We start from the raw sequence: 21,926 nt of genomic DNA, 5'->3' as shown, positions 1-21,926 counted from the left end.
CCATGACCGAGGAAGTGCAGATCGTGTCCGCCAGCCGTGAGATCGCCGCCTCGCCGGAGGCCGTCTTCGAGCTCATCGCCGATCCCGCGCAGCAGCCCGCGTGGGACGGCAACGACAACCTCGACGAGGTCGTGCGCGGTGACCGCGTCCGGGCGGTCGGCGACGTCTTCTCCATGCGGGTGACGAACGGCAAGGTCCGTGACAACCACGTGGTCGCCTTCGAGGAGGGCAGGCTCATCGCCTGGCGGCCGGCCAGCGAGGGTAAGGACCCGGCCGGGCACGAGTGGCGATGGGAGATCGAGCCGCTCCCGGGAGGTGGCAGTCGCGTCACCCACACCTACGACTGGACCGAGCTCACCGACGAGTCCCGGATGGAGCGGGCCCGCACGACCGGCGAGGCCCAGCTGCAGGCCTCGGTGGACCGGCTCGCCAAGGTGGTCGAGAGCGCCGTATGAGCCAGCACGAGGTCACCCATTACGACGTCGTCGTCATCGGCGGCGGCCCCGCCGGCGAGAACGCCGCCGACTACGCGGCCCGCGGCGGCCTCGACGTCGCGGTCGTGGAGGCCGAGCTGCTCGGGGGTGAGTGCTCCTACTGGGCCTGCATGCCGAGCAAGGCCCTGCTCACCCCGCTCGACGTCTCGGCCCAGGCGGACCATCTCGGCGGACTGGCCACGCCGACCCTCGACCGGGACGCCCTGCTCGCCCGGCGCGACTCCTTCACCTCCGGCTGGGACGACGAGGGCCAGGTCGACTGGGCGCAGTCGGCGGGGTTGAGCGTCGAGCGCGGGCGAGGGCGTCTCACCGGCGAGCGCGAGGTCACCGTCGGTGACCGGGTGCTGCAGGCCCGTCGCGCCGTCGTCGTCGCGACCGGGAGCGAGGCGGTCGTGCCCGAGGTCTACGCCGAGGTCGCGCCGTGGACCAGTCGTGACGCCACCGGCATCCACGAGGTCCCCGATTCGATCGCGGTCGTCGGCGGAGGTGTCGTCGCGTGCGAGGCCGCCCGCTGGCTCGCGGCCCTCGGCGCCGAGGTGACGATGCTGGTCCGGGACGACCGGTTGCTGGCCCGGGCGGAGGACGTCGCCGCCGAGATCGTGGCCACGTCGCTGCGGGACGCCGGCATCACGGTGCGTTTCGGGGTCCAGGTGGGGTCGGCATACCGGGACCAGCCGGTCACCACCGCCGTCGGTCACCCGCGCGGCACCGAGGTCACCCTCGTCGTCGACGGCGAGGAGGAGAGGTATGCCGAGGTGCTGGTCGCCACCGGTCGTCGCCCGGCGCTGCGCGACCTGGGGCTGGAGTCGGTCGGGGTGCAGGTGCCGGAGCGCGGTGGGCTCGCTGCGCAAGACCTGCCGGACTGGTTGGAGGTCGTCGGTGACGCCTCCGACGAGGCGCCGCTGACCCACTGGGGCAAGTACCACGGCCGCCTCGTCGGCTCCCGGCTCGCGGGGAGCCCGCGCAGCGAACCGGACGGGGTGCCCGTCCCACAGGTGGTCTTCACCGACCCGATGGTCGCGTGGGTGGGGCGCACCAGCGCCGAGGCGCCCGACGCCAGGGTGCTCGACGCCGACATGTCGACCGTCGCCGGTGCCTCGCTGCAGCGGGACGACGTCACCGGCCAGGCCCGGCTCGTCGTCCAGGACGGCCGGCTCGTGGGGGCGACCTTCGTCGGCCCGCACTCCGGCGAGCTGTTGCACGCCGCGACGATCGCGATCGTCGGGCAGGTGCCGCTCGACCTGCTGCGCCACGCGGTCCCCGCCTACCCGACCGTCAGCGAGATCTGGCTGAAGCTGCTCGAGCAGGGCTGACCGAGGAATTGGGCCATGGTCTGTCGTGCCACGGCACGAGAACGAGAACGCATGGTCGAGAACGCGGACGGAGGCGCCGCGGGCCGGCGGCAGCGTTTGCGATGATGCGGACATGCGCTCGCTCGGCGGAGAGGTCACCCTGCACATCGACGCGACCCCTCAGGAGGTCTGGTCGCTCGTGAGCGACGTCACCCGGATCGGGGAGTTCAGCCCCGAGACGGTGGCGGGTCGGTGGACCGGTGGCTCGACCGGGCCGCAGGTGGGCGCGACCTTCGCCGGCAAGGTGGTGCGCAACGGCGTCGGGCCGACCTACTGGTCCGCCTGCCGGGTGACGCGGTGCGAGCCGGATCGGGCCTTCGAGTTCACCGCGGGCACGAAGAAGAGCGCGTTCAACACTTGGGGCTACCGACTCGATCCGGCCGGGAACGGCACCAAGGTCACCGAGTACTACCGGCTCCAGGACTCGCCGGCCGGGCGGGCCTACTGGGCGCTGCTGGGGCGCTGGCGCTCGCGGACCAACGAGCGCGGGATGCGGACCACCCTGGAGCGGATGCGGACCGTCCTCGAGGACGGCTGAACCGCACCCTGGGGCCGTCAGGCCAGCAGCTCGGGCGCGTAGGTGATGCTGGAGGGCATGTTGCGGAAGAGAGGGTCGTCCCGTGAGCCGTCGTCCCCGGGCGGCATACCGAAGGCGGCGGGGTCGGGGCCGGGACGGTCGGCATACCCCTCGTCGAGCTCGCCCTGCTCCATGACGAGCGCGATGAACCGGGCCATCGCCGCGCCGTGGCCATCGGTCTCGTAGGTGGCGCGCAGCTGCTCGCAGGCGCGGACGACCGCCTTGCGGTCGGGCAGGAAGACGGCGGTCGGGGGCTCGTGCGCCACGACCCTGGCGACGGACGTCCTGAGGGTATGCCGCCGCCAGCGCGAGCGCGTTGACCGCGCCACCGCTGCTGGCGAAGAGGTCGACCGGGCCGCCGCCCAGTCGGCTGTGCCCAGGGTTGACCGCGGTGGCGGCCCGGAGTCATCGGGCGGGGCGGCACCGACCACGTCGTCCGCGACCGGGGGACCGGGGTATGCCGCAGCACCGATAGACTGGAGTAGCCGTGCCCGGTGGGTAGACCTAGACCAGCTGACACCTCCGCGGCGGCACACCCCCCTCCTTGTCCCACCGCCGCACCCTGCGAGGAATCGCCCTGTCCGTCCTGCCTGCCCCCACGTCCGAGCCCACCACCACGCCCGACCCGCACTCGGTCCGCGCCGCACTGCGCAGCCCGGCCCGGCTGCGCACCGAGATCCTCGCCGGTCTCGTCGTCGCGCTCGCGCTCATCCCCGAGGCGATCTCCTTCTCCGTCATCGCCGGCGTCGACCCGCGCGTCGGGCTCTTCGCCTCCTTCACCATGGCGGTCACCATCGCGATCGTCGGCGGCCGCCGCGCGATGATCTCGGCCGCGACCGGCGCGATCGCGCTGGTCATCGCGCCGGTGGTGCGCGAGCACGGGATGGACTACCTCATCGCCACCGTGCTGCTCGCCGGCCTGCTGCAGATCGTGCTGTCGCTGGCCGGTGTCGCCCGGCTCATGCGCTTCATCCCGCGCATGGTCATGGTCGGCTTCGTCAACGCGCTGGCGATCCTCATCTTCATGGCGCAGCTGCCACACCTGCTGGGCGTGCCGTGGCTGGTCTACCCGCTCGTCGCGGCAGGCATCGCCATCATGGTGCTGCTGCCGCGGGTGACCACCGTCGTCCCGGCACCGCTGGTGGCGATCGTGGCTCTCACCGCGATGGCGCTCACGGCGGGCTGGAGCCTCCCGGACGTCGGCGACGAGGGCCAGCTGCCCGACAGCCTGCCCTCGCTCTTCCTCCCCGACGTGCCGCTCACCCTCGAGACGCTGCAGATCATCGCGCCGTACGCCCTCGGCATGGCCCTCGTCGGCCTCATGGAGTCGCTCATGACGGCCAAGCTCGTCGATGACATCACCGACACCGGCTCGGACAAGACCCGCGAGGGCTGGGGCCAGGGCGTCGCCAACGTCGTCACGGGATTCTTCGGCGGCATGGGCGGCTGCGCGATGATCGGCCAGACGATGGTCAACGTCAAGGCCTCCGGCGCCCGCACCCGGATCTCGACCTTCCTCGCCGGCGTCTTCCTGCTCATCCTCGTCGTGGTGCTCGGCGATCTCGTCGCCTCCATCCCGATGGCCGCGCTGGTCGCGGTGATGATCATGGTGTCCGTCGCGACCTTCGACTGGCACAGCATCGCGCCGTCGACGCTGCGCCGGATGCCCAAGAGCGAGAACATCGTCATGCTCGCCACCGTCGTCACCACCATCGCGACCCACAACCTGGCGATCGGTGTCGTCGTCGGCGTGCTCACGGCCATGGTGGTCTTCGCCCGTCGGGTGGCGCACTTCACCCAGGTGGTCAGCGTGCCGACCGACGACCCCGAGGTGGCGACCTACAAGGTCGTCGGCGAGCTCTTCTTCGCCTCGAGCAACGACCTGGTGCACCAGTTCGACTACGCCGGCGATCCGCATACCGTGGTGATCGACATGAGCGACTCCCACATCTGGGACGCCTCGACGGTCGCCGCCCTCGACGCGATCGAGCGCAAGTATGCGGCGCACGGCACCGCGGTCGACATCCAGGGCCTCAACGACTCCAGCCTCGACCGGCACCGCCAGCTCGCCGGGCGGCTCGGCAGTATCTGAGGCGCGCGTCGCTGGTGAGGATCGGTCCACCTGCACCGATCCTCCCCGGTATGCGGGGTCTCACCTGGTGAGGATCGGTCCACCTGCACCGATCCTCCCCGGTATGCCCGGCCTCACCTGGCGAGGATCGGTGCAGGCGCACGTAGGCTCTCCGCGGAGGGATCCCCGGACCGAGGAGGCACCACGTGCGCAACCCTGTGCAGGACTACCTGGAGGCGATCGTCGCCGAGTGCGGTGACGCCGGGGGAGAGGTGGCGGGCTACATACCGGAGCTCGCGGCCGCCGACCCTGACCGCTTCGCGCTGTGCCTCGCGACCGTCGACGGGCGGGTCTACGAGGTGGGCGGGACCGACCACCGCTACAGCATCCAGTCGATCTCCAAGCCGTTCACGTATGCGCTCGCGCTGCACGACCAGGGCGTCGAGGCGGTGGCGGGCAAGGTCGACGTCGAGCCGTCCGGCGACGCGTTCAACGAGATCAGCCTGGCGCCGGACACCGGCCGGCCCAAGAACCCGATGATCAACGCCGGGGCGATCACCGCCTCGTCGCTCGTGGAGGGGGACAGCGGCGACGCGCGCTTCGACCGGGCGCTGGACTGGTTGGGTCGCTTCGCCGGGCGCGAGCTCGCGCTCGATGAGGGGGTCTACGGCTCCGAGCTGGGCACCGCGCACCGCAACCGCGCGATCGCGCACATGCTGCGCGAGTTCGAGGTGCTCGAGGGGGACCCGGAGGAGGTGCTGGACCAGTACGTCCGGCAGTGCTCGGTCTCCGTCGACACGCGCGACCTCGCCCTCATGGCCGCGACCCTGGCGAACGGCGGGCGGCAGCCGCGCACCGGGGAGCAGGTGCTCGACCCGACGCTCGTCGAGCACGTCCTGTCGGTCATGACGACGTGCGGCATGTATGACGCCGCCGGAGACTGGGTGACGGCCGTCGGGATGCCGGCGAAGAGCGGGGTGAGCGGCGGGATCATCGGCGTGCTGCCGGGGCAGGTCGGGGTCGCGGTCTTCTCGCCGCGGCTGGACGAGCACGGCAACAGCGCCCGCGGCGTCGCGCTCTTCGAACGGATGTCGACCGACATGGAGATGCACCTCATGCACGTCAGCCGGGGCTCGCGCAACGCCGTGCGGAGCAGCTACTCGCTGGCCAGCGCCCGCTCCAACACCCACTGGCAGGGTGCCGACGAGGAGGTGCTGGACCGGGTCGCGGACCGGGCGGTCGTCTACGAGCTGCACGGCGACCTGCTCTTCGCCGGGGCGGAGAAGATCGTGCGGACCGTCGTGGAGGACGCCCCCGAGCTCGCGGTCTTCGACTTCACGCACGTCAACGACATCGCCGACGTGAGCCGGCTGACTCTGCTCGCGCTGCGCGACCGGTTGCGTGAGGAGGGCAGCGAGGCGATCGCGGTCGACCCGAGCGGGGTGCTCCCCGACCCGGCGGAGGGCACCGACGAGGCCTCGCCCCGGTTCACCGACCTCCCGTCGGCGATCGAGTGGTGCGAGCAGATGCTCATCCGCACCTACTGCGGCCCGCGCAAGGAGCCCGACCCGGTGGAGGACCACCCGCTCATGCGCGACCTCGACGAGGCGGGGCGGGCCGCGCTGGACGCGGCGATGACCCGGCAGGTCGTGCCGGCGGGGGAGGTCGTGCTCGCGGAGGGCACCGATTTCGCCGGGATCCACGTCATCGTGCGTGGTCAGGCGGTGGCCCAGGACAGGGGGCCGGACGGCGAGGTGACGACGCTGGTCCAGCTGGGGCCGGGCACGTCCTTCGGCGAGCTGGCCCTCGGCACCCGGGACCGGCAGGAGACGACGATCCGGGCCGAGACGGAGCTGGAGCTGCTCGTGCTCTCGGCGGCGGACCTGGAGCGGATCACCGCCGAGGACCCGGCGGCGGCGCTGCAGATCTGGCAGGCGATCGCCCGCGACGGCTACCGCGTCGCCGACCGGGCGCTGCGCCGCAGCGCCGTCCGCGTTGGCTGACCCCGCACCGGACGCACGTTCTGCCCGGACCGGCCGCGCGATATGTCGGGACTGGCCGCGCGGTATGCCGCGACTGGCCGCGCGATATGCCGTTGACGTAGGCGCCCGACCGTGCACCGGCGGTGTCCAGGGTTTGTCCCCAGGTTGTACACAGTCTGTGGATAACTACACGCCTGTAACTCGCCGCGGCGCGGTGACGGACGGGGAGGGGTCGCTGCCTGTCGACCCGGCCACGCATCGGCTCGACCGACGCGGGGACCCGGGTAAACGCGCACTAGGCAGAACGGCGACCACTTGACGAATCGTTGAGCCGATTGCCACCATTCGGTCATGGACACGAACACAGGTCGCTTCACCCAGTCGGCCGAGCAGGCGCAGCGAGCCACGCCGCAGGGCATCAGCCGACGTGAGGGAATGCTCGGCATCTGCCTCGCAGTTTTCCTCGGAGCTTGCCAGGCGGTGCTCTTCCAGGCGCAGACCGTCGAGTGGGGCGGGCTCGTGCTCTACGGCACCCAGGCGCTCCTGCTCGTGGGCGTGGTGCTGTTGGTCTCGCAGCTGCGTCGCGTTCGTGGGGTCCACCCCCGGGGCCACGGCCGATCGATGCTGATCGCTGGCCTCTGGCTCATCGCCGTCGTGCTGGTGGCGGGCTGGTTCTGGATCGCCCAGGGCAGCCACGACACCAGCCCGGCGCTCACCACCGCGGTGGCGGTGCTCAGCGTGCTGCCCTACCTGGTGGGGTGGACGCGCCTGGTCCGCGAGGCCGCGTGAGTCTCGCCGAGGCCCGGCGCTCCCTGGACGACCTCGTCCACAGCCCGGTGCGCTTCGCGCTCATGAGCGCCTTGAACTCGGTGGACGAGGCCGACTACCAGACCGTGCGTGAAGCGTTGGACATCAGCTACGCCCTCCTCTCCAAGCACGCCACCCTCTTGGAGAAGGCCGGCTACCTGCGGGTGACCAAGGAGTTTGTCGGCAAGACGGCGCGCACCCGCTACCGTCTGACGGTGGAGGGGCGCCGTGCCTACGCCGACCATCTCCAGGCTCTCGACGAGCTGGTACGTGGGCTGGCCTGAGGGCATACCGCAGTCGCACGGGCGTGGACGGCTCCGCCGTGAGCGCGTGGTGATCAGCCTTGGGCGACGCCGTAGACGTGCTCGACCCGCAGTCGCACGATGAGCCGTCGGTCGGCGACCATCGCCCGACGGTAGTCGTCCCAGTCGGACCCTGGCGCTCGCGGCCTACCAGCCGCCAGGCACCGTCTCGACCTTCTCGGTCTGGCGCAGCACGCGGGAGATGACCGCGATGGGGCACGGGCGCAGCGGCGCCGAGCAGCCGCGCCGGCACGCCGACGCCATGGTGGAGCGGGAGCGGCGCGACTTCCACCACGAGTTCACGACGCTGCGCTTCCACCCGCTCGCCGAGCACGGCAGCTGGGAGGGGCGCACGGGGATCGTGCCGGGCGTGCGATAGCGCCTCGGTGCCGCGGCTACCCTGGAGGCGCACGTCATACCCTCCCGGAAGCCAGCCATGGACACCGCCCAGCGCAGCCGTGACGGCAGCGTCCACGTCACCGACGAGCGGATCAACACGATCTCCCATCTCGTCGGGTCGTGCTTCGCGCTGCTCGGGGGCGGGCTGCTGGTCGCGCAGGCCAGCGCCGGGGGCGACCCATGGATGATCGTCGGCCTGTCGGTCTACGCCGCCTCCCTCCTCACCCTCCTGGTCGCCAGCACCCTGCACCACGGGCTCGACCTCAGCCCCCGCGTCAACCGGATCCTGCGCACCCTTGACTACACCTCGGTCTTCGGGCTGATCGCCGGCACGGTGACGCCGCTGGTCCTCGTGCTCGACCGCACGGTCTTCGGCTGGACCGTCCTGGGCACCGTCTGGCTCATCGCGGCCCTCGGCATCGCGGCCCGGTCGGTGTGGAGCGACCTGCCGAAGTGGGTGACCAATACCCTCTACATCGTGCTCGGCTGGATGCCGGTCGTGCTCGTGCTCGGCGGTCTCACGCTGCCGACCGGGGCGCTCGCCCTCATGGCCGCGGGCGGGGTCGTCTACAGCATCGGCTTCGTCATCTTCATCCTCGAGCGGCCCAACCCGGTGCCCGGCGTCTTCGGCTTCCACGAGATCTGGCACATCCTGGTCGTCATCGCGGCGACGCTGCACTTCCTGCTCATGTACCGCTACCTGCTCTGAGCAGGGCCCCGGCAGCGCAGCGCAGAGCGGGCCCCCAGGTTCGCCGCACCGAGCGCGCCCGGGCTGCGACGGCGGTCACTGCGGGAGAGGATGGGGGCATGAACGCGGATCTCATCGACGGCCCTCCCGTCGCGGCGCTGAGCACGAAGCTGGTGGTCAACGGGCATCCGCAGGAGCTGCGCCACGACGTGCGGGTGACTCTGCTCGACGCGCTGCGCGACCACCTCGGCGTCACCTCCGCCAAGAAGGGCTGCGACCACGGCCAGTGTGGCGCCTGCACCGTGCTCGTGGACGGTCGCCGGGTCGCCTCGTGCCTGTCGCTCACCGCGTCGCTCGACGGTGCGGAGGTCGTCACCGCCGAGGGGCTCGGCACCCCGGAGGAGCTGAGCGACCTGCAGCAGGCCTTCGTCGACCGGGACGCGCTGCAGTGCGGCTACTGCACGCCCGGGCAGGTCTGCTCGGCCGAGGCGGTGCTCACCGAGGTCGCGGAGGGTATGCCGTCGCACGTCACCGATCCCGACGCGCTCGCCGACCCCGAGGGCCACCCCGTCTCGACCCTCACCGACGAGGAGATCCGCGAGCGGATGAGCGGCAACCTGTGCCGGTGCGGCGCCTACGTCAACATCGTCGCGGCGATCCGCGACACGGCGGCAGCCCGCGCCGGGGTGGACGGCAGCGTCCACGTCACCGAGCAGGCCCGCGACGTCGACGCTGCCAGCACGGAGGGCGTCGCGTGAGGCCGTTCACCTACGAGCGCGCGAGCAGCGTCGCCGACGCCGTCCGACGCAGCGCCTCGGGCCGCCAGGCCGGGGAAGCGACGGCATACCTCGCGGGTGGGACCAACCTCATCGACCACCTGCGGCTCGGCGTGCGCGACGTGGACCGGGTCGTCGATGTCAGCCACCTCGACCTCACGGAGGTGGAGGCGCTGCCCGAGGGAGGGGTGCGGATCGGGGCGATGGCGCGCAACAGCGACGTCGCCGCACACCCGCTGGTCCGCCGCGCCTTCCCGGTGGTGAGCGCGGCGATGCTCGCCGGCGCCTCCGGCCAGTTGCGCAACATGGCGACCATCGGCGGCAACCTGCTGCAGCGCACGCGCTGCGTCTACTTCCAGGACACCTCCACGCCGTGCAACAAGCGCGAGCCCGGCTCCGGGTGCTCGGCGATCGAGGGCCTGGGCACCTACAACGCGCTGCTCGGCACCTCGGGCGCCTGCGTCGCCGTGCACCCGTCCGACCTGTGCGTGGCCCTTGCCGCGCTCGACACCACGGTCGTCGTGGAAGGACCGCTGGGGGAGCGCCGCCTTCCCTTCGACGACCTGCACCGGCTGCCCGGCGACCGCCCGGAGCGCGACACGACGCTCGACCCGGGCGAGCTCATCACGGCGGTCGAGATCACCGGGCCGGGTTTCGCATCGCGCTCGCGCTACCGCAAGCTGCGGGAGCGGGCGTCGTATGCCTTCGCGACCGTCTCCGTGGCCGCGGCGATGCGGGTGGAGGACGGCGTGGTGGCCGACGTGCGGATCGGGCTCGGCGGGGTGGCGCACAAGCCGTGGCGGGCGCGGGTCGCCGAAGAGGTGTTGCGCGGTGGCCCGGCGACGGCGCAGGCCTATCGCGAGGCGATCGACGCCGAGCTGGAGCCGGCGCGGCCGGGTGAGGACAACGCCTACAAGGTGCTGCAGCTGCGGCGCGCGGTGCCGGCGGTGCTGGGCGCGCTGGCCGCCACGGAGCGGGCGGAGGAGGGGCGATGAGCACGACGACCCGACCGGGGAGCAGCCGCAGCAGCGACCCGCAGGAGCCCGCCCGCGACCGGGCGCGGGTCGACGCGCCGCTCAAGGTCTCCGGCCTGGCGCCCTACGCCTATGAGGCCGACCTGGAGGGCGTGCTCTTCCTCGCGCCGGTCCTGGCGACGGTCGCGACCGGGCGGATCACCACGATCGACGACACGGCGGCCCGTGCGGTGCCCGGGGTGCGGCTCGTCCTCACCCACGACAACGCCCCGCGGCTGACCCTTCCCACGCTGCCGACGTTGGCCGTGCTGCGCAAGCCGCGGGTGCGCTATCGCGGGGAGATCGTGGCTGCGGTGGTCGCCGAGACCGCCGAGGCCGCCCGGCAGGCGGCCGCGCTGCTGCAGGTCAGCTATGCGGCGGACGACGCCGACACGCGCGTCGACCCGGCCGACCCGGCCGTCCGCAGCGTGCGGCGGGTCATGGGCATCTACCCCGGCCGGACGTCGGAGGGCGACGTCGACGCGGCGCTCGCCTCCGCGGCGCACCACGTCGCCGGCACCTACGCCACCCCCACCAACCACCACAACCCGATCGAGCCGCATACCGTCACGGCGCTGTGGCACGAGGACGCGCGCCGGATCACGCTCTGGGACTCCAACCAGGGCGTCGTCGCGCCGCAGGGCGTCATCGCGGGAGCCTTCGGGCTGCTGCCCCAGCAGGTCGAGGTGATCTCGCCCTACGTCGGCGGGTCGTTCGGCACCAAGGGTGCTCCGCACCCGCACACCATGGTCGCGGTTATGGCGGCAAAGCTGTTGCGCGGCAACCCGATCCGGGTCGCGCTCACCCGTCCGCAGATGTTCGCCGGCACCGGCTACCGGCCGGAGACGCAGCAGCGGGTGGCGCTCGCCGCCGACGCCGACGGCACGCTCACCGCGATCGACCACGAGGTCTTCACCCCGGTCTCGCGCGTGCTCCCCTGGATGGACCCGAGCGCCGGGTCGAGCCTGACGATGTATGCCTCGCCGAGCCGGCGCACGGCATACCGCGTGCAGGACCTGGACATCGCGCCGGGGACGTTCATGCGCGCGCCGGGGGAGTACACCGGCATGTTCGCGCTCGAGACCGCGATGGACGAGCTGGCGCACGAGGTCGGGCTGGACCCGATCGCCCTCCGGCTGCGCAACGAGCCGGAGGCCGACCCTGAGTCCGGCAAGCCGTGGAGCAGTCGGCACGTCACCACCTGCCTCACCGAGGGCGCGCGGGTCTTCGGCTTCGAGCAGCAGCACGGGCGTCACCAGGAGGGGGAGTGGTGGATCGGCCAGGGTGTCGCGTGCGCGAGCTTCCCCCAGATGGGCATGGGCCCGAGCCTGGCGCGGATCACCTGGACCGGCGGCCGGTATGTCGTGTCGATGCAGGCCAGCGACATCGGCACCGGTGCCTGGACGGTGCTTGCGCAGATCGCCGCGCAGGCGCTCGGCGTGGACCCGGACCTGGTCGAGGCGCGGATCGGGACCACCGACGCGCCCTACGCGATCATCGCCGGCGGCAGCACCGGCACCTTCGGCTGGGGTGCCGCCGTCGTCGAGGCCGCGCAGGCCTTCCGGCAGGAGCACGGCGACACGCCCGCCGAGGGGGCGACCGCGCGGGCCCGCGGACGGATGCCGCAGGGCGTGCGCGGGGTGAAGCGGATGGCCTTCGGGGCGCACTTCAGCGAGGTCGCGGTCAACGAGGTGTCTGGGGAGGTGCGGGTGCGGCGCCACTACGGGCACTTCGACGGCGGCCGGATCATGAACCCGCGCACCGCCCGTAGCCAGCTCGTCGGCGGGATCACCATGGGCATCTCCGGGGCGCTCTTCGAGGAGTCCTACCGCGACCCGCGCTTCGGGCACGTCGTCAACGCCGACCTGGCGGGCTATCACGTCGCCGCGCACGCCGACGTCATCGACGTCGAGGTCGGCTGGATCGGCGAGCCGGACCCGTGGATGGGCGCCACCGGAGCCAAGGGCATCGGCGAGGTCGGCATCGTCGGGGTCGGCGCCGCGGTCGGCAACGCGATCTTCGACGCGATCGGAGTGCGGCTGCGGGAGCTGCCGTTCACCCCCGGGCGGGTGCTGCAGGCGTGGGAGGCGTCGGCGACGGGTGGATGACGAGCGGCGGTCGGCCACGGGGCCGGTCGACGAGACCGGTGACCGGGACATGGTCGTCCTCGGTGAGGGGGCACGGTCGCGCTGGCGGACTCCGCGCGACACCGCGCCGATCGGCGTCACGGCCGAGACGCTCCTCGCCGCGGGCGCGGTCGTCGTGCTAGGCCCCTGGGCGGGTCAGCTGCAGCGGCTGGCGCCCGGGGCCGAGGGATTCTTCTGGGCGGGGGTGGTCCTCAGCGGCCTGGTCGCGGGCGGGGTGGGGCGCTGCTGCACCGCTGGCTGGCGGGCGGTCCGCGCTGGGCCGCCGCGACGGTGGGTCTGGTCACCGGCCTCGTGGCGGCGACCGCGTGGGCCGGGGTCACGACCAGCGCGCTGACCGTTAGCGTGCCCCACCAGGTGCTCGGTGCCGTAGCGCTCGGGCTCACGGTCGTCGCGGTCCGCCTCGGCCGGGATCCTCGAGGGTATGCCGCCGCTGCGGTCAGCCTCTTGCTCGTGGGTCTCACGGTCGCGCAGGCCGCGACCTACTTCTTCGCGCCGGCCACCGGTGACGCTGCGGAGCCTGCGCCGGCCGGCGAGGCCGAGGGGGCGCCGGAGCCACCTCCGGTGGACCCACCCGGGCCCACCATCGGCGATCTGTGCCACCCGGACGAGATGACCATGGCGACGAGCCTGCCGGCGACGGCGATGCACGACGTCTACACGACGGTGGTGACCAACGAGAGCGGCCGCTCGTGCGAGCTGAGCGGCTTCCCGACGGTGTCCCTCATCGGCAACGTCGAGCAGGACGACCCGATGCTCTCGGTCCATGTCTCGGAGGTCGACCCGGCGACCGGCGAGAAGGTCCGGGCCGCCCCTGTCGTGGTCGAGACAGGGGAGAGCGCGGAGGTGATGGTGTGGTGGCAGGCCTGGGGAGCTGCCGCGGACACCCAGAGCCCGCAGCAGCTGCGGATCGGGCTGTCGGGCGGCGCCGAGACCCTCGACCTGCCGCAGGAGGACCGGTGGGACGTGGTGCAGAGCGCCGATGCGTGGGTGGGGGCGTTGCGGGCTGCGCCGGATGAGGGCTCTGAGACGCCTTGACTGCGCCGCCGGTCAGGCGGCTGGCAGCGCGGGCACGCGCTGACCAGTTCCCCGCGAGCCTGCGCCAGGTCAGGGCTTCGCGGTCGCGGCCAGCCAGTCGACCAGCGGCCGGACCTGCTCCCACCGGGCGCGGACCTCGTCCAGGAGGCGTGGTGTGGTGACGATGTCGCCGTCCTCGACCCACCGCATACCCGTCAGGCTCTTGTGCCGCAGCAGCGCGATCCGCTCGTGCTCGCGGTCCCAGCCGCGGGGTGCGGTCTTGACCTGGTCGCCGCCGATCTCCCAGCCGCCCTCCGTCAGCTCGGCGACGATGCGCTCCAGCTCGTGGCCGGTGGCGGGCGCGTCGACGGCCGCGCGGAAGGCCTTCAGCCGGGCGGGGTCCATCTGGTAGCAACCGCCGCCGAGCATGAGTCCGTCGGCGGACACCTGGACGTACCACCCGGTCGCCTCGGCCACCGCGACGTAGGCGCCCTGGTGCGTCTTGTAGGGGCTCTTGTCGGCGGAGAAGCGCACGTCCCGGTGGGGGCGGAAGAGCTTGGCCTCCCCGAAGTCCGGCGCGAGTGCGTCCGTGAGGGCGACCAGCGGCTCGCGCACGTGCCGCTTGTAGTCGCCTTTGTGCTCGGCCCAGAACTCCTTGGAGTTGTCTTCCTCGAGCCGTGCGTAGAACTCGGTCGCGGCATGGGGGATGCCGGTGAAGGTGCCGGGGTCGCTGTCAGGCATGACCCCAGTCTGCCGCGCCCCTCGGTTGCTGGGCAGGCAACGGTGTGTGGACGCCCCACGGTTCCCGGGATTCCCTACGGTCACCGGGGAGCCCCACGCTTCCGGGGCGTCTCTACGGTTGCAACAGTGGGGAGGCCCATCAACCGTGGGGCGCGCGGCATACCTTGGGGGGTTGGCGGTGCCGGGAAAAGGGGTGGCACTCGCCCGGCTCCCTCGCGAGGCTGGCCCCATGGCCTCCAGCGACCTGTGGAACGCCGACACCGCCGCCCGGTATGACGAGTCCAGCGCCGCGATGTTCGCTCCCGAGATCCTCGGTCCGACCGTCGAGCGGCTCGCCGATCTCGCCGGCGGCGGGCGGGCGCTCGAGCTGGCGATCGGGACGGGACGGGTCGGCATACCGCTGGCGGAGCGGGGTGTCGACGTGGTCGGCATCGAGCTGTCCGAGCCGATGGCCGAGCAGCTGCACCGCAAGCGGCCCGGACTGCCCGTGACGATCGGCGACATGGCGACCACTCAGGTCGAGGGCACCTTCTCCCTCGTCTATCTCGTCTTCAACACCATCGGCAACCTGTGCACGCAGGAGGAGCAGGTCGCCTGCTTCGCCAACGCCGCGCGACACCTGGAGCCGGGCGGCCGCTTCGTGGTCGAGGTGGGGGTGCCGGCGCTGCGGCGGCTGCCGCCCGGGCAGGCCGCGATCCCGTTCGACGTCTCCGCCGAGCACGTGGGCCTCGACACCTATGACCCGGTCACCCAGCGGGCGATGTCGCACCACTACTCGCGACAGGCGGACGGGTCGTACAGCTACTGGCCGCACCACTTCCGCTACGTCTGGCCCAGCGAGCTTGACCTCATGGCCCGGCTCGCCGGGATGTCGCTGGAGTCGCGGTGGGCCGACTGGTCGGGCGCGGAGTTCACCGCCGAGAGCGAGAGCCACGTGTCGGTCTGGCGCCGCGCGATGGGAGTGGGTGGCACGATTTATCATTTCTGATAAAATCAGCGCATGCGCGCGGAACTCGCACGGGTCCTTGCCTCGGCGGCCCATCTCCAGCGACTCGTGCCCGACGCGGTGCTCGTCGGTGGGACGGCGTCGGCCCTGCACGCCGGCCACCGGGTGTCCTTCGATCACGACCACGTCCTCGTCGACCTGGCTGGGCGCTACGCCCAGGTCGTGGAGGCGGTGGAGGCGAGCGAGGGCTGGGTGACCAGTGTCCGGGCAAGTTCGCCGCCGTTGACGCTGCTGGGCTCGCTCGACGGCGTCGAAGCAGGCCTGCGCCAGCTCCGACGGACCCAGCCGCTGGAGGTGGTCGAGCAGGAGGTCGATGTCGCCGACGACGGCGGCAGCGTCGTGGTCCGTGTCCCACCGCTCCCGGAGATGCTCCGCATCAAGGCTTACCTGGTGGTACAGCGCAACGCGACGCGCGACTACCTCGACACGGCGGCCCTGGCCGATCGGTGGGGGCTGGAGGAGTCGATCGAGGTGCTCGGGGGTATCGACGACTATTACGCGGACCGGTCCGAGGGCGAGGACTCGGTCCTCACGTCCCTGGTCGAGCGACTGTCCGAGCCGCGTCCCCGGGACGAGCGGGTCACGGGTCAGCTCCCGACCTACAAGGGCCTCGACCACCGGTGGCACGACTGGGACAGTGTGGTTCGGGTCTGCCGGGACCTGGCCGACGGTCTCGTGAGGGCTAGGGAGCCGTGATGTCAACACCGATCCGACACGTGGAGGTCGACCCCGACGCATCCCTGGACGACTGGCCCTACGAGGCGCTGGTGACGTTGATCGAGCGCGGCACCGTCCGAGACTGGGCACGCATCACGGGGCGGGTGCGCGACGATCCGTGGGGCCCGGTGGCGCGCCAGGTCGAGGACTACCTGGGCTACGCGGAGTCGTCCGGGGTCACGGCCCTCCTCGGACGTGCCGTGGGAAGCGCCCGGACGCAGGCTGAGATGGCGGAGCGCGCGGCCGTGGCCGACGAGGTCGCTCATCTCGTCGCCCGGAGCGGGCTGAGCGCGGGTGAGTTCGCCCTCCGGTTGGGCACCTCCGCCTCGCGGTTGTCCACCTACCGTTCCGGCAAGGTCGTGCCGTCCGCGACCTTGCTGCTGCGGATGCGTCGTGTGTCCGGTGCCACTGACGGAGCAGATGATCTGCCAGGGTGGCGGTATGCCGCTCGCCCCGGACCTCCTTGACCTCGCCGACTCCCTGGTCCCGGCTGCGGGGTCGCGCCCTCCTGGGCGTCGCCGGTCTCCCCGGCTCGGGCAAGTCGACCTTCGCGCGGTTGCGCCCGGCTCAGCGCACGACGGCGGTGAGCCCGAGCTCCAGCGTGGGTCGGACGTCGTCGGGGGTGAAGACCGTCTCGGGAGTGATGAGCTGGATGCAGATCCCGTCCAGGGTCGTGAGGACCAGCAGCAGAGCGGTCCGTCGATCGACGCTCAGCGCCCCCTCCCCGTCCAGAACTTCTAGCCAACTGTCGATGCGCTCCCGGGACAGCACCACCATCCGCCCCAGCGTCCGCGCCCCCTGCTCCGTCGCGCCCGGCCCCACGGCAGCGGCATACGTGGCGAACCACAGCGACATCGTCTCTGGTCGCATCAGGTCGTCCGGGAAGTACTGCATGAGGCACTCGGTCAGCCGGCGGTGCGGGGAGATCCGTCGGTCGCGGATGCGCAGGTCGGAGAGCATCCGGTTGACCGTGGGCTCGAGGAGCACGTCATACAGGTCGCCCTGGGTCGGGAAGTAGTGACGCAGGGTGCTGGCGCCGATCCCGGCGCGGCGAGCGACGCTGCGCACGCTCACCGCCTCGATCCCCTCCTCGGAGACGATCGCCTTGGCGGCCTCGACGATCTCCTCGCGCCGGTCCATGCTGACCTCCGTGTTGGTACGCCGTGCTGGCACAGTGTGCTAATCTTCTGTCTAGCACACCGTACTAGTCAAGAGGGGATGTAGAGACCATGATCGAGTCGCTCCAGGAGTGGACCGCCGGGCTGCCCGAGGTTCTGCAGTGGCTGGGGGTGATCGCGGTGAGCGCGATCCCCTTCGTCGAGAGCTATCTCGGCTCGGTGATCGGCGTCGTGGCTGGGCTCAACCCGGTCGTCGCCGTGGTGGCGGCGATCGTGGGCAACGTCATCAGCATGGCGGTCGTGGTGCTGTCGGCCGACCGGCTGCGGCAGCGTCGTGGGGTGCAGGCCACCGAGGAGATGTCGCCGCGCAAGGAGCGCCTGCGCCGGATGATGGACCGTTTCGGCGTGCCGGGTGTCAGCCTGCTCGGCCAGACGGTGCTGCCCAGCCAGATCACCTCCGGTGCGCTCGTCGCCTTCGGCGCGAACACCCGTGGCGTCCTCATCTGGCAGGTCATCTCGATCATCCTGTGGGGCGTGCTGCTCGGAACTCTCGCGGCCCTCGGCGTGGACCTGCTCCAGACCGCCTGAGCGCACCCACTGTCGGACCGCCGGCGCGGTATGCGGTCAGGACCCGGTCCGCTCCCGGTGGCTGCAGCCGGGCCAGCAGCACGGGCGTCGCATACCTCCCTGGAGCTCTTCCCGGGTCCGGCGGATGCGCCGCGCCCGCGTCTGCTCCTTCTTGGCGTCCTCCACCCGGCAGATGAACTCGTTGCGCGCCAGCGGAGCGATGTCGAGCCACGCCGTGAGCGCGTCGGCGTGGTCGGTCAGCTCCGCGCGAAGGTCGCCGGGCAGGTCGTGCACCGCACCACCGGGCACCGTCGTGGTCGCCATGCGGCGACGGTAGCAGCGCGACAACGTCGTCACGATCCCGGTCGAGCTGCTGGGGCGCACGTTGGGCTGGCTCCAGCCCTCCCAGGAGCGCGCCCTGGCGAGGGCGGTCGTCCTCGCCTACGACCTAGATGCCGTCCTGCTCGGCTCGGGCTGAACGCCCAGGCCACAGAGGCAGCAACCGTCCCGGTGACGCGCCGGCGCCGACCGGCCCGAGCGTTCACGTGAACGCTGCAGCCGCTCTGGACGGGCGCGCCGCCGGGACGGATCTGCTCACCCGACCATCGCCTCGGCCAGCGCCGTGACCACCGCCGCGGCCCGGGTCTCGGGGAGACGGGCATACCCGACGACGAGGCCGGGCCTCGACGCCCCGAGGTAGTAGGCGCTCAGCGGCTCGACCCCGACCCCGCGCTTCCGAAGGCTCGTCGCGACCAGCTCGTCATCGATGTCGTCCAGCAGCACGACCAGGTGCAGCCCCGCCTCTACTCCGACGACCCGGACCTCCGGCAGCTCCCGCCGGAGCGCGGCGACCAGCGCGTCCCGGCGGGCGCGGTAGAGCCGCGAGGCGCGCGCCAGGTGCCGGCCGAGGGCGCCGCCAGCGATGAGATGGGCCAGCGCCCGGGCCGCCAGCGGTGACGCGCCGAGCGACAGGCGGTCTTGCGCCTGCCGCACCGCGCCGAGCATCCCGGCGGGCGGCACCATCCAGGCCAGCCCGAGATCCGGGGTCAGGATCTTGCTCGCGGTGCCGACGTACGCCACGCACTCCTCGCCCCCCGCGGTGGCGCGCAGCGCGGGCATCGGCGGCACGCCATACCTGAACTCGCCGTCATAGTCGTCCTCGATCAGCAGCCGCCCCGCGCGTAGGGCCTGGTCGACGAGCGCGCTGCGCCGGGCCACCGGCATTCGCCCGCCGAGCGGATACTGGTGCGCCGGGGTGAGGTATGCCGCCGCGTCGCTCGGGCGCAGCAGCGACGGATCGAGCCCGTCCTGGTCCACCGGCACCGGGCGCAGCCGGGCGCCGGACTGCGCGAAGGCGGCGCGTGCCCGCCGGTAGCCAGGGTCCTCCACCGCCACCGAGCGACCGGCGAGCGCCGCCGCCGCGGCGAGGATCGTGAACGCCGCGCTGGCGCCCGGCACGACGACGACCTCCTCGGGGTCGACGATGAGACCGCGGAAGCGCCGCAGATGTGCGGCGAGCGCGGTCTCGAGCTCGGGGTGGCGCAGCCGGCTGAGCGCCTCGGCACCCGGGAGGTCGGGTATGGCGTGCCGCCAGGCCGCGCGCCAGTCGCGGGTGGAGATGAGGGCTGGCTCGGGGTGGCCGGGGCGCAGGTCGAGTGCGCCCGGTGGCGGGGCGGGCGAGCCCAGGGAGGTGTCGTCGCCAGGCTCTCGGAGTGGACGCGCGGGGCTCTCGGATCGGGCAGGCGAGGCGCTCGAAATGAGCAGGCGGGGCTCCTGGACCGGGCAGGCGGGGCTCTCGGTCGTGGTGTGGGAGTGCGGGTGGGGATGCGGGTGCGCGGCGCGGGCGGCGGCGTCGGCGCCGGGGACGACGACGGTGCCGCTGCCCATCCGGGCCTCGATGTAGCCCGCCGCGGCCAGCTCGTCGTAGGCGGCCACGACGGCGCCGCGACCCATCCCCAGCTGCGCCGCGAGCGACCGCGTGGACGGCAGCGTGTCGCCGGGCGTCAACTCGCCGCGGGCGAGGGCGGCGACGATGGCCGCGCTGAGCCGGTGCGGGAGGGAGCCGGGCCCGTGGGGCAGTGCCGACGGTCCGGCCCATCGTGGTGACGGGGAGGTGCGGGACGGCATACCTCAGAGCATAGAAGTGGTCCTGTGATTCGTGCACAGAATGGATCTAGATCGCGGACCACCTGTGCCGCAGGATGGGCACCATGACCACGCAGCTGTCCACCCTGACCCGCAAGCCCGAGCGCGGCACCGGGGACCGCGCCGCCCTCGACGACCTGCTCGACTCCGTGCCCGTCGGCGTGCTCTCGACCGTGGTCGACGGGCTGCCGTGGTCCGTCCCGCTGCTCGTCGCGCGCGACGGCGACCGGGTGCTCCTGCACGGGTCGACCGGGGCCGGTGCGCTGCGCCACCTGCTGTCCGGGGCGCCGCTGACGCTCACGGTCTTCGCGCTGGACGGGCTGGTGGTGGCGGAGAGCGCCTTCGACTCCTCGGCGAACTACCGCAGCGCGGTGCTCCGGGGCACGGCGGTCGAGGTCGGCGCCGACGAGGCGTGGGGAGCGCTGGAGCGACTGACCGACCGCCTGCTGCCCGGCCGCACCGGGGAGGTCCGGGCCAGCACCCGGCGCGAGATGGCCGCCACCACCTGTCTGGCCCTCCCCATCGAGGACGGCTCCTGGCTGCTCAAGACCCGCAGCGGTGGAACCGATGCCCCCGAGGACTCGGCCGTCTGGACCGGCGTCGTGCCGCTGCGCACGGTAGCCGGCGAGCCCGAGCCGACGCCCGGCGTGACCGCCCCGGTGCCCGCGTCCGTCGAGGCGGTGCTGGCGACCTACTCCCCGGCGAGCTGACTCGTCGAGCTGGACTCGTCACTGGCGCACGGCCTCACAGCGTGCGGTCGAATGCGCCCCTGCGGTTGGGCACGATCTCCTTGCCCAGCGGCATCAGCGAGATCGGCACCATCTTGAAGTCGGCGATGGCCATAGGAATGCCGATGATCGTGAGGCACAACGCGATCCCCGACAGGATGTGACCGATGGCGAGCCACCAGCCCGCGAGGATCACCCAGATGACGTTGCCGAGGAAGGAGCCGACGCCGGCCGTTGGCCGCGCGACGATGTCGCGACCGAACGGCCAAATCGCGTAGCCAGCGATGCGGAACGACGCGATCGCCCAGGGGATGGTGATGATCGGCAAGCAGAGCGCGATGCCCGCCAGCACGTACCCGATGAAGAGGACCCACCCGGCGAAGATGACCCAGACGATGTTGAGGATCGTGCGCATGGAATGAGTGTCCCATCCGCCCGACCCAGGCGATCCCTGCCGGTCAGCGTCTGACGCCCGTCCACTCGTCGGTGCCGTCGGCAGCTCTCCGGTCGCTGAAATCTCAGTCGCCGACGACCACCAGCGCCTCCTCCAGCGGTTTGCGCTCCAGCGCGGGCACCTCGCAGTCGGGCGCCGGATAGCCCACGGGGAAGAGGATGGAGGGGCGCTGGCTGCCCGGCCGGCCGAGGATCTCGGTGAGGAAGGCCATGGGGTTCGGCGTGTGCGTCAGCGTCGCCAGCCCCATGGTGTGCAGCGCCTCGATGAAGAGCCCGCACGCGATGCCGACCGACTCGTTGACGTCGTAGTTCTTGCGCAGCGACCCGTCCGGCATCGGCGTCGACTTCTGCGCGAAGCACACCACCAGCCACGGGGCGACCTCGAGGAACTCCTTGCGCGCGTCCTTCTCCAGCGGCGCGAGCGCCTCGCGCCAGGCCGGGCTGAGCCGGCCGCCCTCGTAGTTCTGCCGCTCCTCCTCCTCCTCGGCGGCCTCGCGGATCTGCCGCTTGACCTGCGGATCGGCCACCGCGACGAAGGTCCAGGGCTGGTGGTGGGCGCCGCTCGGCGCGGTGTTGGCGCAGCGCACGACGACCTCGATCGCCTGCCGGGGGACCGGGTCGGGAGCCAACCACCGCACGCTGCGCCGCGCCGCCAGATGGGTATGCAGTGCCTCGCCCCGGCGCAGCCTCTCGCCGATGTCGATCCGCTCAGGGCGGTAAGGCTCGAACGGGTGCCGGTGCTCTCGCGTGCTCACGGGCATGGAGTCCATGCCCCGGCGGGCCGTGGTGTCAAGAGCTTGCGAGGCGCACCCGTGAACACAGGGTGGTG

Annotated in this window: 26 protein-coding genes; 19 read left to right on the top strand and 7 right to left on the bottom strand. The window is 72.3% G+C overall.

All coding sequences use genetic code 11. The annotated features are described in order from the left end of the window. Positions 1 to 2 precede the first annotated feature (2 nt). From AC5PYY_RS04035 to AC5PYY_RS04025, 3 genes are all read left to right on the top strand, one after another. On the top strand, positions 3 to 455 hold the full coding sequence (locus AC5PYY_RS04035) for an SRPBCC family protein (protein WP_493898507.1): 453 nt from the start codon (positions 3 to 5) through the stop codon (positions 453 to 455). Next, the gene (locus AC5PYY_RS04030) at positions 452 to 1,807 is read left to right on the top strand and encodes a dihydrolipoyl dehydrogenase family protein (RefSeq protein WP_493898506.1); all 1,356 of its coding nucleotides are present in this window, start codon (positions 452 to 454) and stop codon (positions 1,805 to 1,807) included. The genes AC5PYY_RS04035 and AC5PYY_RS04030 overlap by 4 nt, the downstream gene beginning before the upstream one ends. Positions 1,808 to 1,919: 112 nt before the next feature. Beyond that, positions 1,920 to 2,384, top strand: coding sequence for an SRPBCC family protein (locus AC5PYY_RS04025; RefSeq protein ID WP_493898505.1), 465 nt, complete (start codon positions 1,920 to 1,922; stop codon positions 2,382 to 2,384). Between the two features lie 17 nt (positions 2,385 to 2,401). On the opposite strand, the gene AC5PYY_RS04020 is transcribed toward AC5PYY_RS04025, so the two are convergent. Next, positions 2,402 to 2,689, bottom strand: a complete 288-nt coding sequence (locus AC5PYY_RS04020) for a hypothetical protein (RefSeq protein WP_493898504.1) — start codon at positions 2,687 to 2,689, stop codon at positions 2,402 to 2,404. 305 nt (positions 2,690 to 2,994) lie between these two features. Between AC5PYY_RS04020 and AC5PYY_RS04015 the strand changes: the two genes are divergently transcribed. The 11 genes from AC5PYY_RS04015 (at position 2,995) to AC5PYY_RS03965 (ending at position 13,643) form a co-directional block, all read left to right on the top strand. Then, entirely contained in the window at positions 2,995 to 4,515 is a 1,521-nt protein-coding gene (locus tag AC5PYY_RS04015) for a SulP family inorganic anion transporter (RefSeq protein WP_493899324.1), read from the top strand. Positions 4,516 to 4,700: 185 nt separating this feature from the next. Beyond that, positions 4,701 to 6,497 (top strand): glutaminase A, encoded by a 1,797-nt coding sequence (glsA, locus tag AC5PYY_RS04010; RefSeq protein WP_493898503.1) that lies wholly within the window; start codon positions 4,701 to 4,703, stop codon positions 6,495 to 6,497. Positions 6,498 to 6,827: 330 nt separating this feature from the next. After that, a complete protein-coding gene (locus tag AC5PYY_RS04005) occupies positions 6,828 to 7,265 on the top strand; it encodes a hypothetical protein (RefSeq protein WP_493898502.1) in 438 nt (145 codons plus the stop codon). Beyond that, positions 7,262 to 7,567 (top strand): winged helix-turn-helix domain-containing protein, encoded by a 306-nt coding sequence (locus AC5PYY_RS04000; protein WP_493898501.1) that lies wholly within the window; start codon positions 7,262 to 7,264, stop codon positions 7,565 to 7,567. Before AC5PYY_RS04005 ends, AC5PYY_RS04000 begins: the two co-directional genes overlap by 4 nt. Positions 7,568 to 7,787: 220 nt before the next feature. Continuing rightward, entirely contained in the window at positions 7,788 to 7,964 is a 177-nt protein-coding gene (locus AC5PYY_RS03995) for a hypothetical protein (RefSeq protein ID WP_493898500.1), read from the top strand. Between the two features lie 57 nt (positions 7,965 to 8,021). After that, positions 8,022 to 8,693 carry a PAQR family membrane homeostasis protein TrhA gene (gene trhA / locus AC5PYY_RS03990; protein ID WP_493898499.1) on the top strand — a complete coding sequence of 224 codons (672 nt, stop codon included), beginning with the start codon at positions 8,022 to 8,024 and terminating at the stop codon, positions 8,691 to 8,693. 98 nt (positions 8,694 to 8,791) lie between these two features. Beyond that, positions 8,792 to 9,430, top strand: a complete 639-nt coding sequence (locus AC5PYY_RS03985; RefSeq protein WP_493898498.1) for a (2Fe-2S)-binding protein — start codon at positions 8,792 to 8,794, stop codon at positions 9,428 to 9,430. Continuing rightward, entirely contained in the window at positions 9,427 to 10,443 is a 1,017-nt protein-coding gene (locus AC5PYY_RS03980) for an FAD binding domain-containing protein (RefSeq protein WP_493898497.1), read from the top strand. Before AC5PYY_RS03985 ends, AC5PYY_RS03980 begins: the two co-directional genes overlap by 4 nt. Beyond that, complete coding sequence (locus AC5PYY_RS03975) at positions 10,440 to 12,569, top strand: xanthine dehydrogenase family protein molybdopterin-binding subunit (RefSeq protein WP_493898496.1); 2,130 nt, start codon at positions 10,440 to 10,442, stop codon at positions 12,567 to 12,569. Before AC5PYY_RS03980 ends, AC5PYY_RS03975 begins: the two co-directional genes overlap by 4 nt. Then, positions 12,562 to 12,942 (top strand): hypothetical protein, encoded by a 381-nt coding sequence (locus AC5PYY_RS03970; protein ID WP_493898495.1) that lies wholly within the window; start codon positions 12,562 to 12,564, stop codon positions 12,940 to 12,942. The genes AC5PYY_RS03975 and AC5PYY_RS03970 overlap by 8 nt, the downstream gene beginning before the upstream one ends. Positions 12,943 to 12,950: 8 nt before the next feature. Next, positions 12,951 to 13,643 (top strand): DUF4232 domain-containing protein, encoded by a 693-nt coding sequence (locus AC5PYY_RS03965; protein WP_493898494.1) that lies wholly within the window; start codon positions 12,951 to 12,953, stop codon positions 13,641 to 13,643. A 69-nt stretch (positions 13,644 to 13,712) separates the two neighbouring features. Here AC5PYY_RS03965 and AC5PYY_RS03960 read toward each other — a convergent pair whose 3' ends face one another. Then, the gene (locus tag AC5PYY_RS03960) at positions 13,713 to 14,363 is read right to left on the bottom strand and encodes a DUF2461 domain-containing protein (protein ID WP_493898493.1); all 651 of its coding nucleotides are present in this window, start codon (positions 14,361 to 14,363) and stop codon (positions 13,713 to 13,715) included. A gap of 229 nt (positions 14,364 to 14,592) precedes the next feature. Between AC5PYY_RS03960 and AC5PYY_RS03955 the strand changes: the two genes are divergently transcribed. From AC5PYY_RS03955 to AC5PYY_RS03945, 3 genes are read left to right on the top strand one after another with little or no spacing between them, the layout of a single operon-like run. Next, positions 14,593 to 15,351 carry a class I SAM-dependent DNA methyltransferase gene (locus AC5PYY_RS03955; protein WP_493898492.1) on the top strand — a complete coding sequence of 253 codons (759 nt, stop codon included), beginning with the start codon at positions 14,593 to 14,595 and terminating at the stop codon, positions 15,349 to 15,351. 12 nt (positions 15,352 to 15,363) lie between these two features. Further along, positions 15,364 to 16,065, top strand: coding sequence for a hypothetical protein (locus AC5PYY_RS03950; RefSeq protein ID WP_493898491.1), 702 nt, complete (start codon positions 15,364 to 15,366; stop codon positions 16,063 to 16,065). After that, the gene (locus AC5PYY_RS03945) at positions 16,065 to 16,553 is read left to right on the top strand and encodes a helix-turn-helix domain-containing protein (protein WP_493898490.1); all 489 of its coding nucleotides are present in this window, start codon (positions 16,065 to 16,067) and stop codon (positions 16,551 to 16,553) included. The genes AC5PYY_RS03950 and AC5PYY_RS03945 overlap by 1 nt, the downstream gene beginning before the upstream one ends. 100 nt (positions 16,554 to 16,653) lie before the next feature. Here AC5PYY_RS03945 and AC5PYY_RS03940 read toward each other — a convergent pair whose 3' ends face one another. Next, positions 16,654 to 17,226, bottom strand: coding sequence for a TetR/AcrR family transcriptional regulator (locus AC5PYY_RS03940; protein ID WP_493898489.1), 573 nt, complete (start codon positions 17,224 to 17,226; stop codon positions 16,654 to 16,656). A gap of 89 nt (positions 17,227 to 17,315) precedes the next feature. Between AC5PYY_RS03940 and AC5PYY_RS03935 the strand changes: the two genes are divergently transcribed. After that, positions 17,316 to 17,792, top strand: coding sequence for a hypothetical protein (locus AC5PYY_RS03935; protein ID WP_493898488.1), 477 nt, complete (start codon positions 17,316 to 17,318; stop codon positions 17,790 to 17,792). 36 nt (positions 17,793 to 17,828) lie between these two features. On the opposite strand, the gene AC5PYY_RS03930 is transcribed toward AC5PYY_RS03935, so the two are convergent. Together AC5PYY_RS03930 and pdxR are read right to left on the bottom strand one after the other, a co-directional pair. Beyond that, the gene (locus AC5PYY_RS03930; protein WP_493898487.1) at positions 17,829 to 18,095 is read right to left on the bottom strand and encodes a YdeI/OmpD-associated family protein; all 267 of its coding nucleotides are present in this window, start codon (positions 18,093 to 18,095) and stop codon (positions 17,829 to 17,831) included. Positions 18,096 to 18,365: 270 nt separating this feature from the next. After that, positions 18,366 to 19,898 (bottom strand): MocR-like pyridoxine biosynthesis transcription factor PdxR, encoded by a 1,533-nt coding sequence (gene pdxR / locus AC5PYY_RS03925; protein WP_493898486.1) that lies wholly within the window; start codon positions 19,896 to 19,898, stop codon positions 18,366 to 18,368. 83 nt (positions 19,899 to 19,981) lie between these two features. On the opposite strand from pdxR, the gene AC5PYY_RS03920 reads away from it, so the two are divergent. After that, a complete protein-coding gene (locus AC5PYY_RS03920; protein ID WP_493898485.1) occupies positions 19,982 to 20,626 on the top strand; it encodes a pyridoxamine 5'-phosphate oxidase family protein in 645 nt (214 codons plus the stop codon). Between the two features lie 34 nt (positions 20,627 to 20,660). Here the strand turns inward: AC5PYY_RS03920 and AC5PYY_RS03915 are convergent, their stop codons facing one another. Continuing rightward, positions 20,661 to 21,059, bottom strand: coding sequence for a YccF domain-containing protein (locus AC5PYY_RS03915; RefSeq protein ID WP_493898484.1), 399 nt, complete (start codon positions 21,057 to 21,059; stop codon positions 20,661 to 20,663). Positions 21,060 to 21,162: 103 nt separating this feature from the next. Then, positions 21,163 to 21,852 (bottom strand): nitroreductase family protein, encoded by a 690-nt coding sequence (locus tag AC5PYY_RS03910; protein WP_493898483.1) that lies wholly within the window; start codon positions 21,850 to 21,852, stop codon positions 21,163 to 21,165. Between the last annotated feature and the right edge of the window lie 74 nt (positions 21,853 to 21,926).

The organism is Serinicoccus sp. JS2-9 (assembly GCF_059025165.1).
This window is presented reverse-complemented; position numbering and strand designations above follow the sequence as displayed.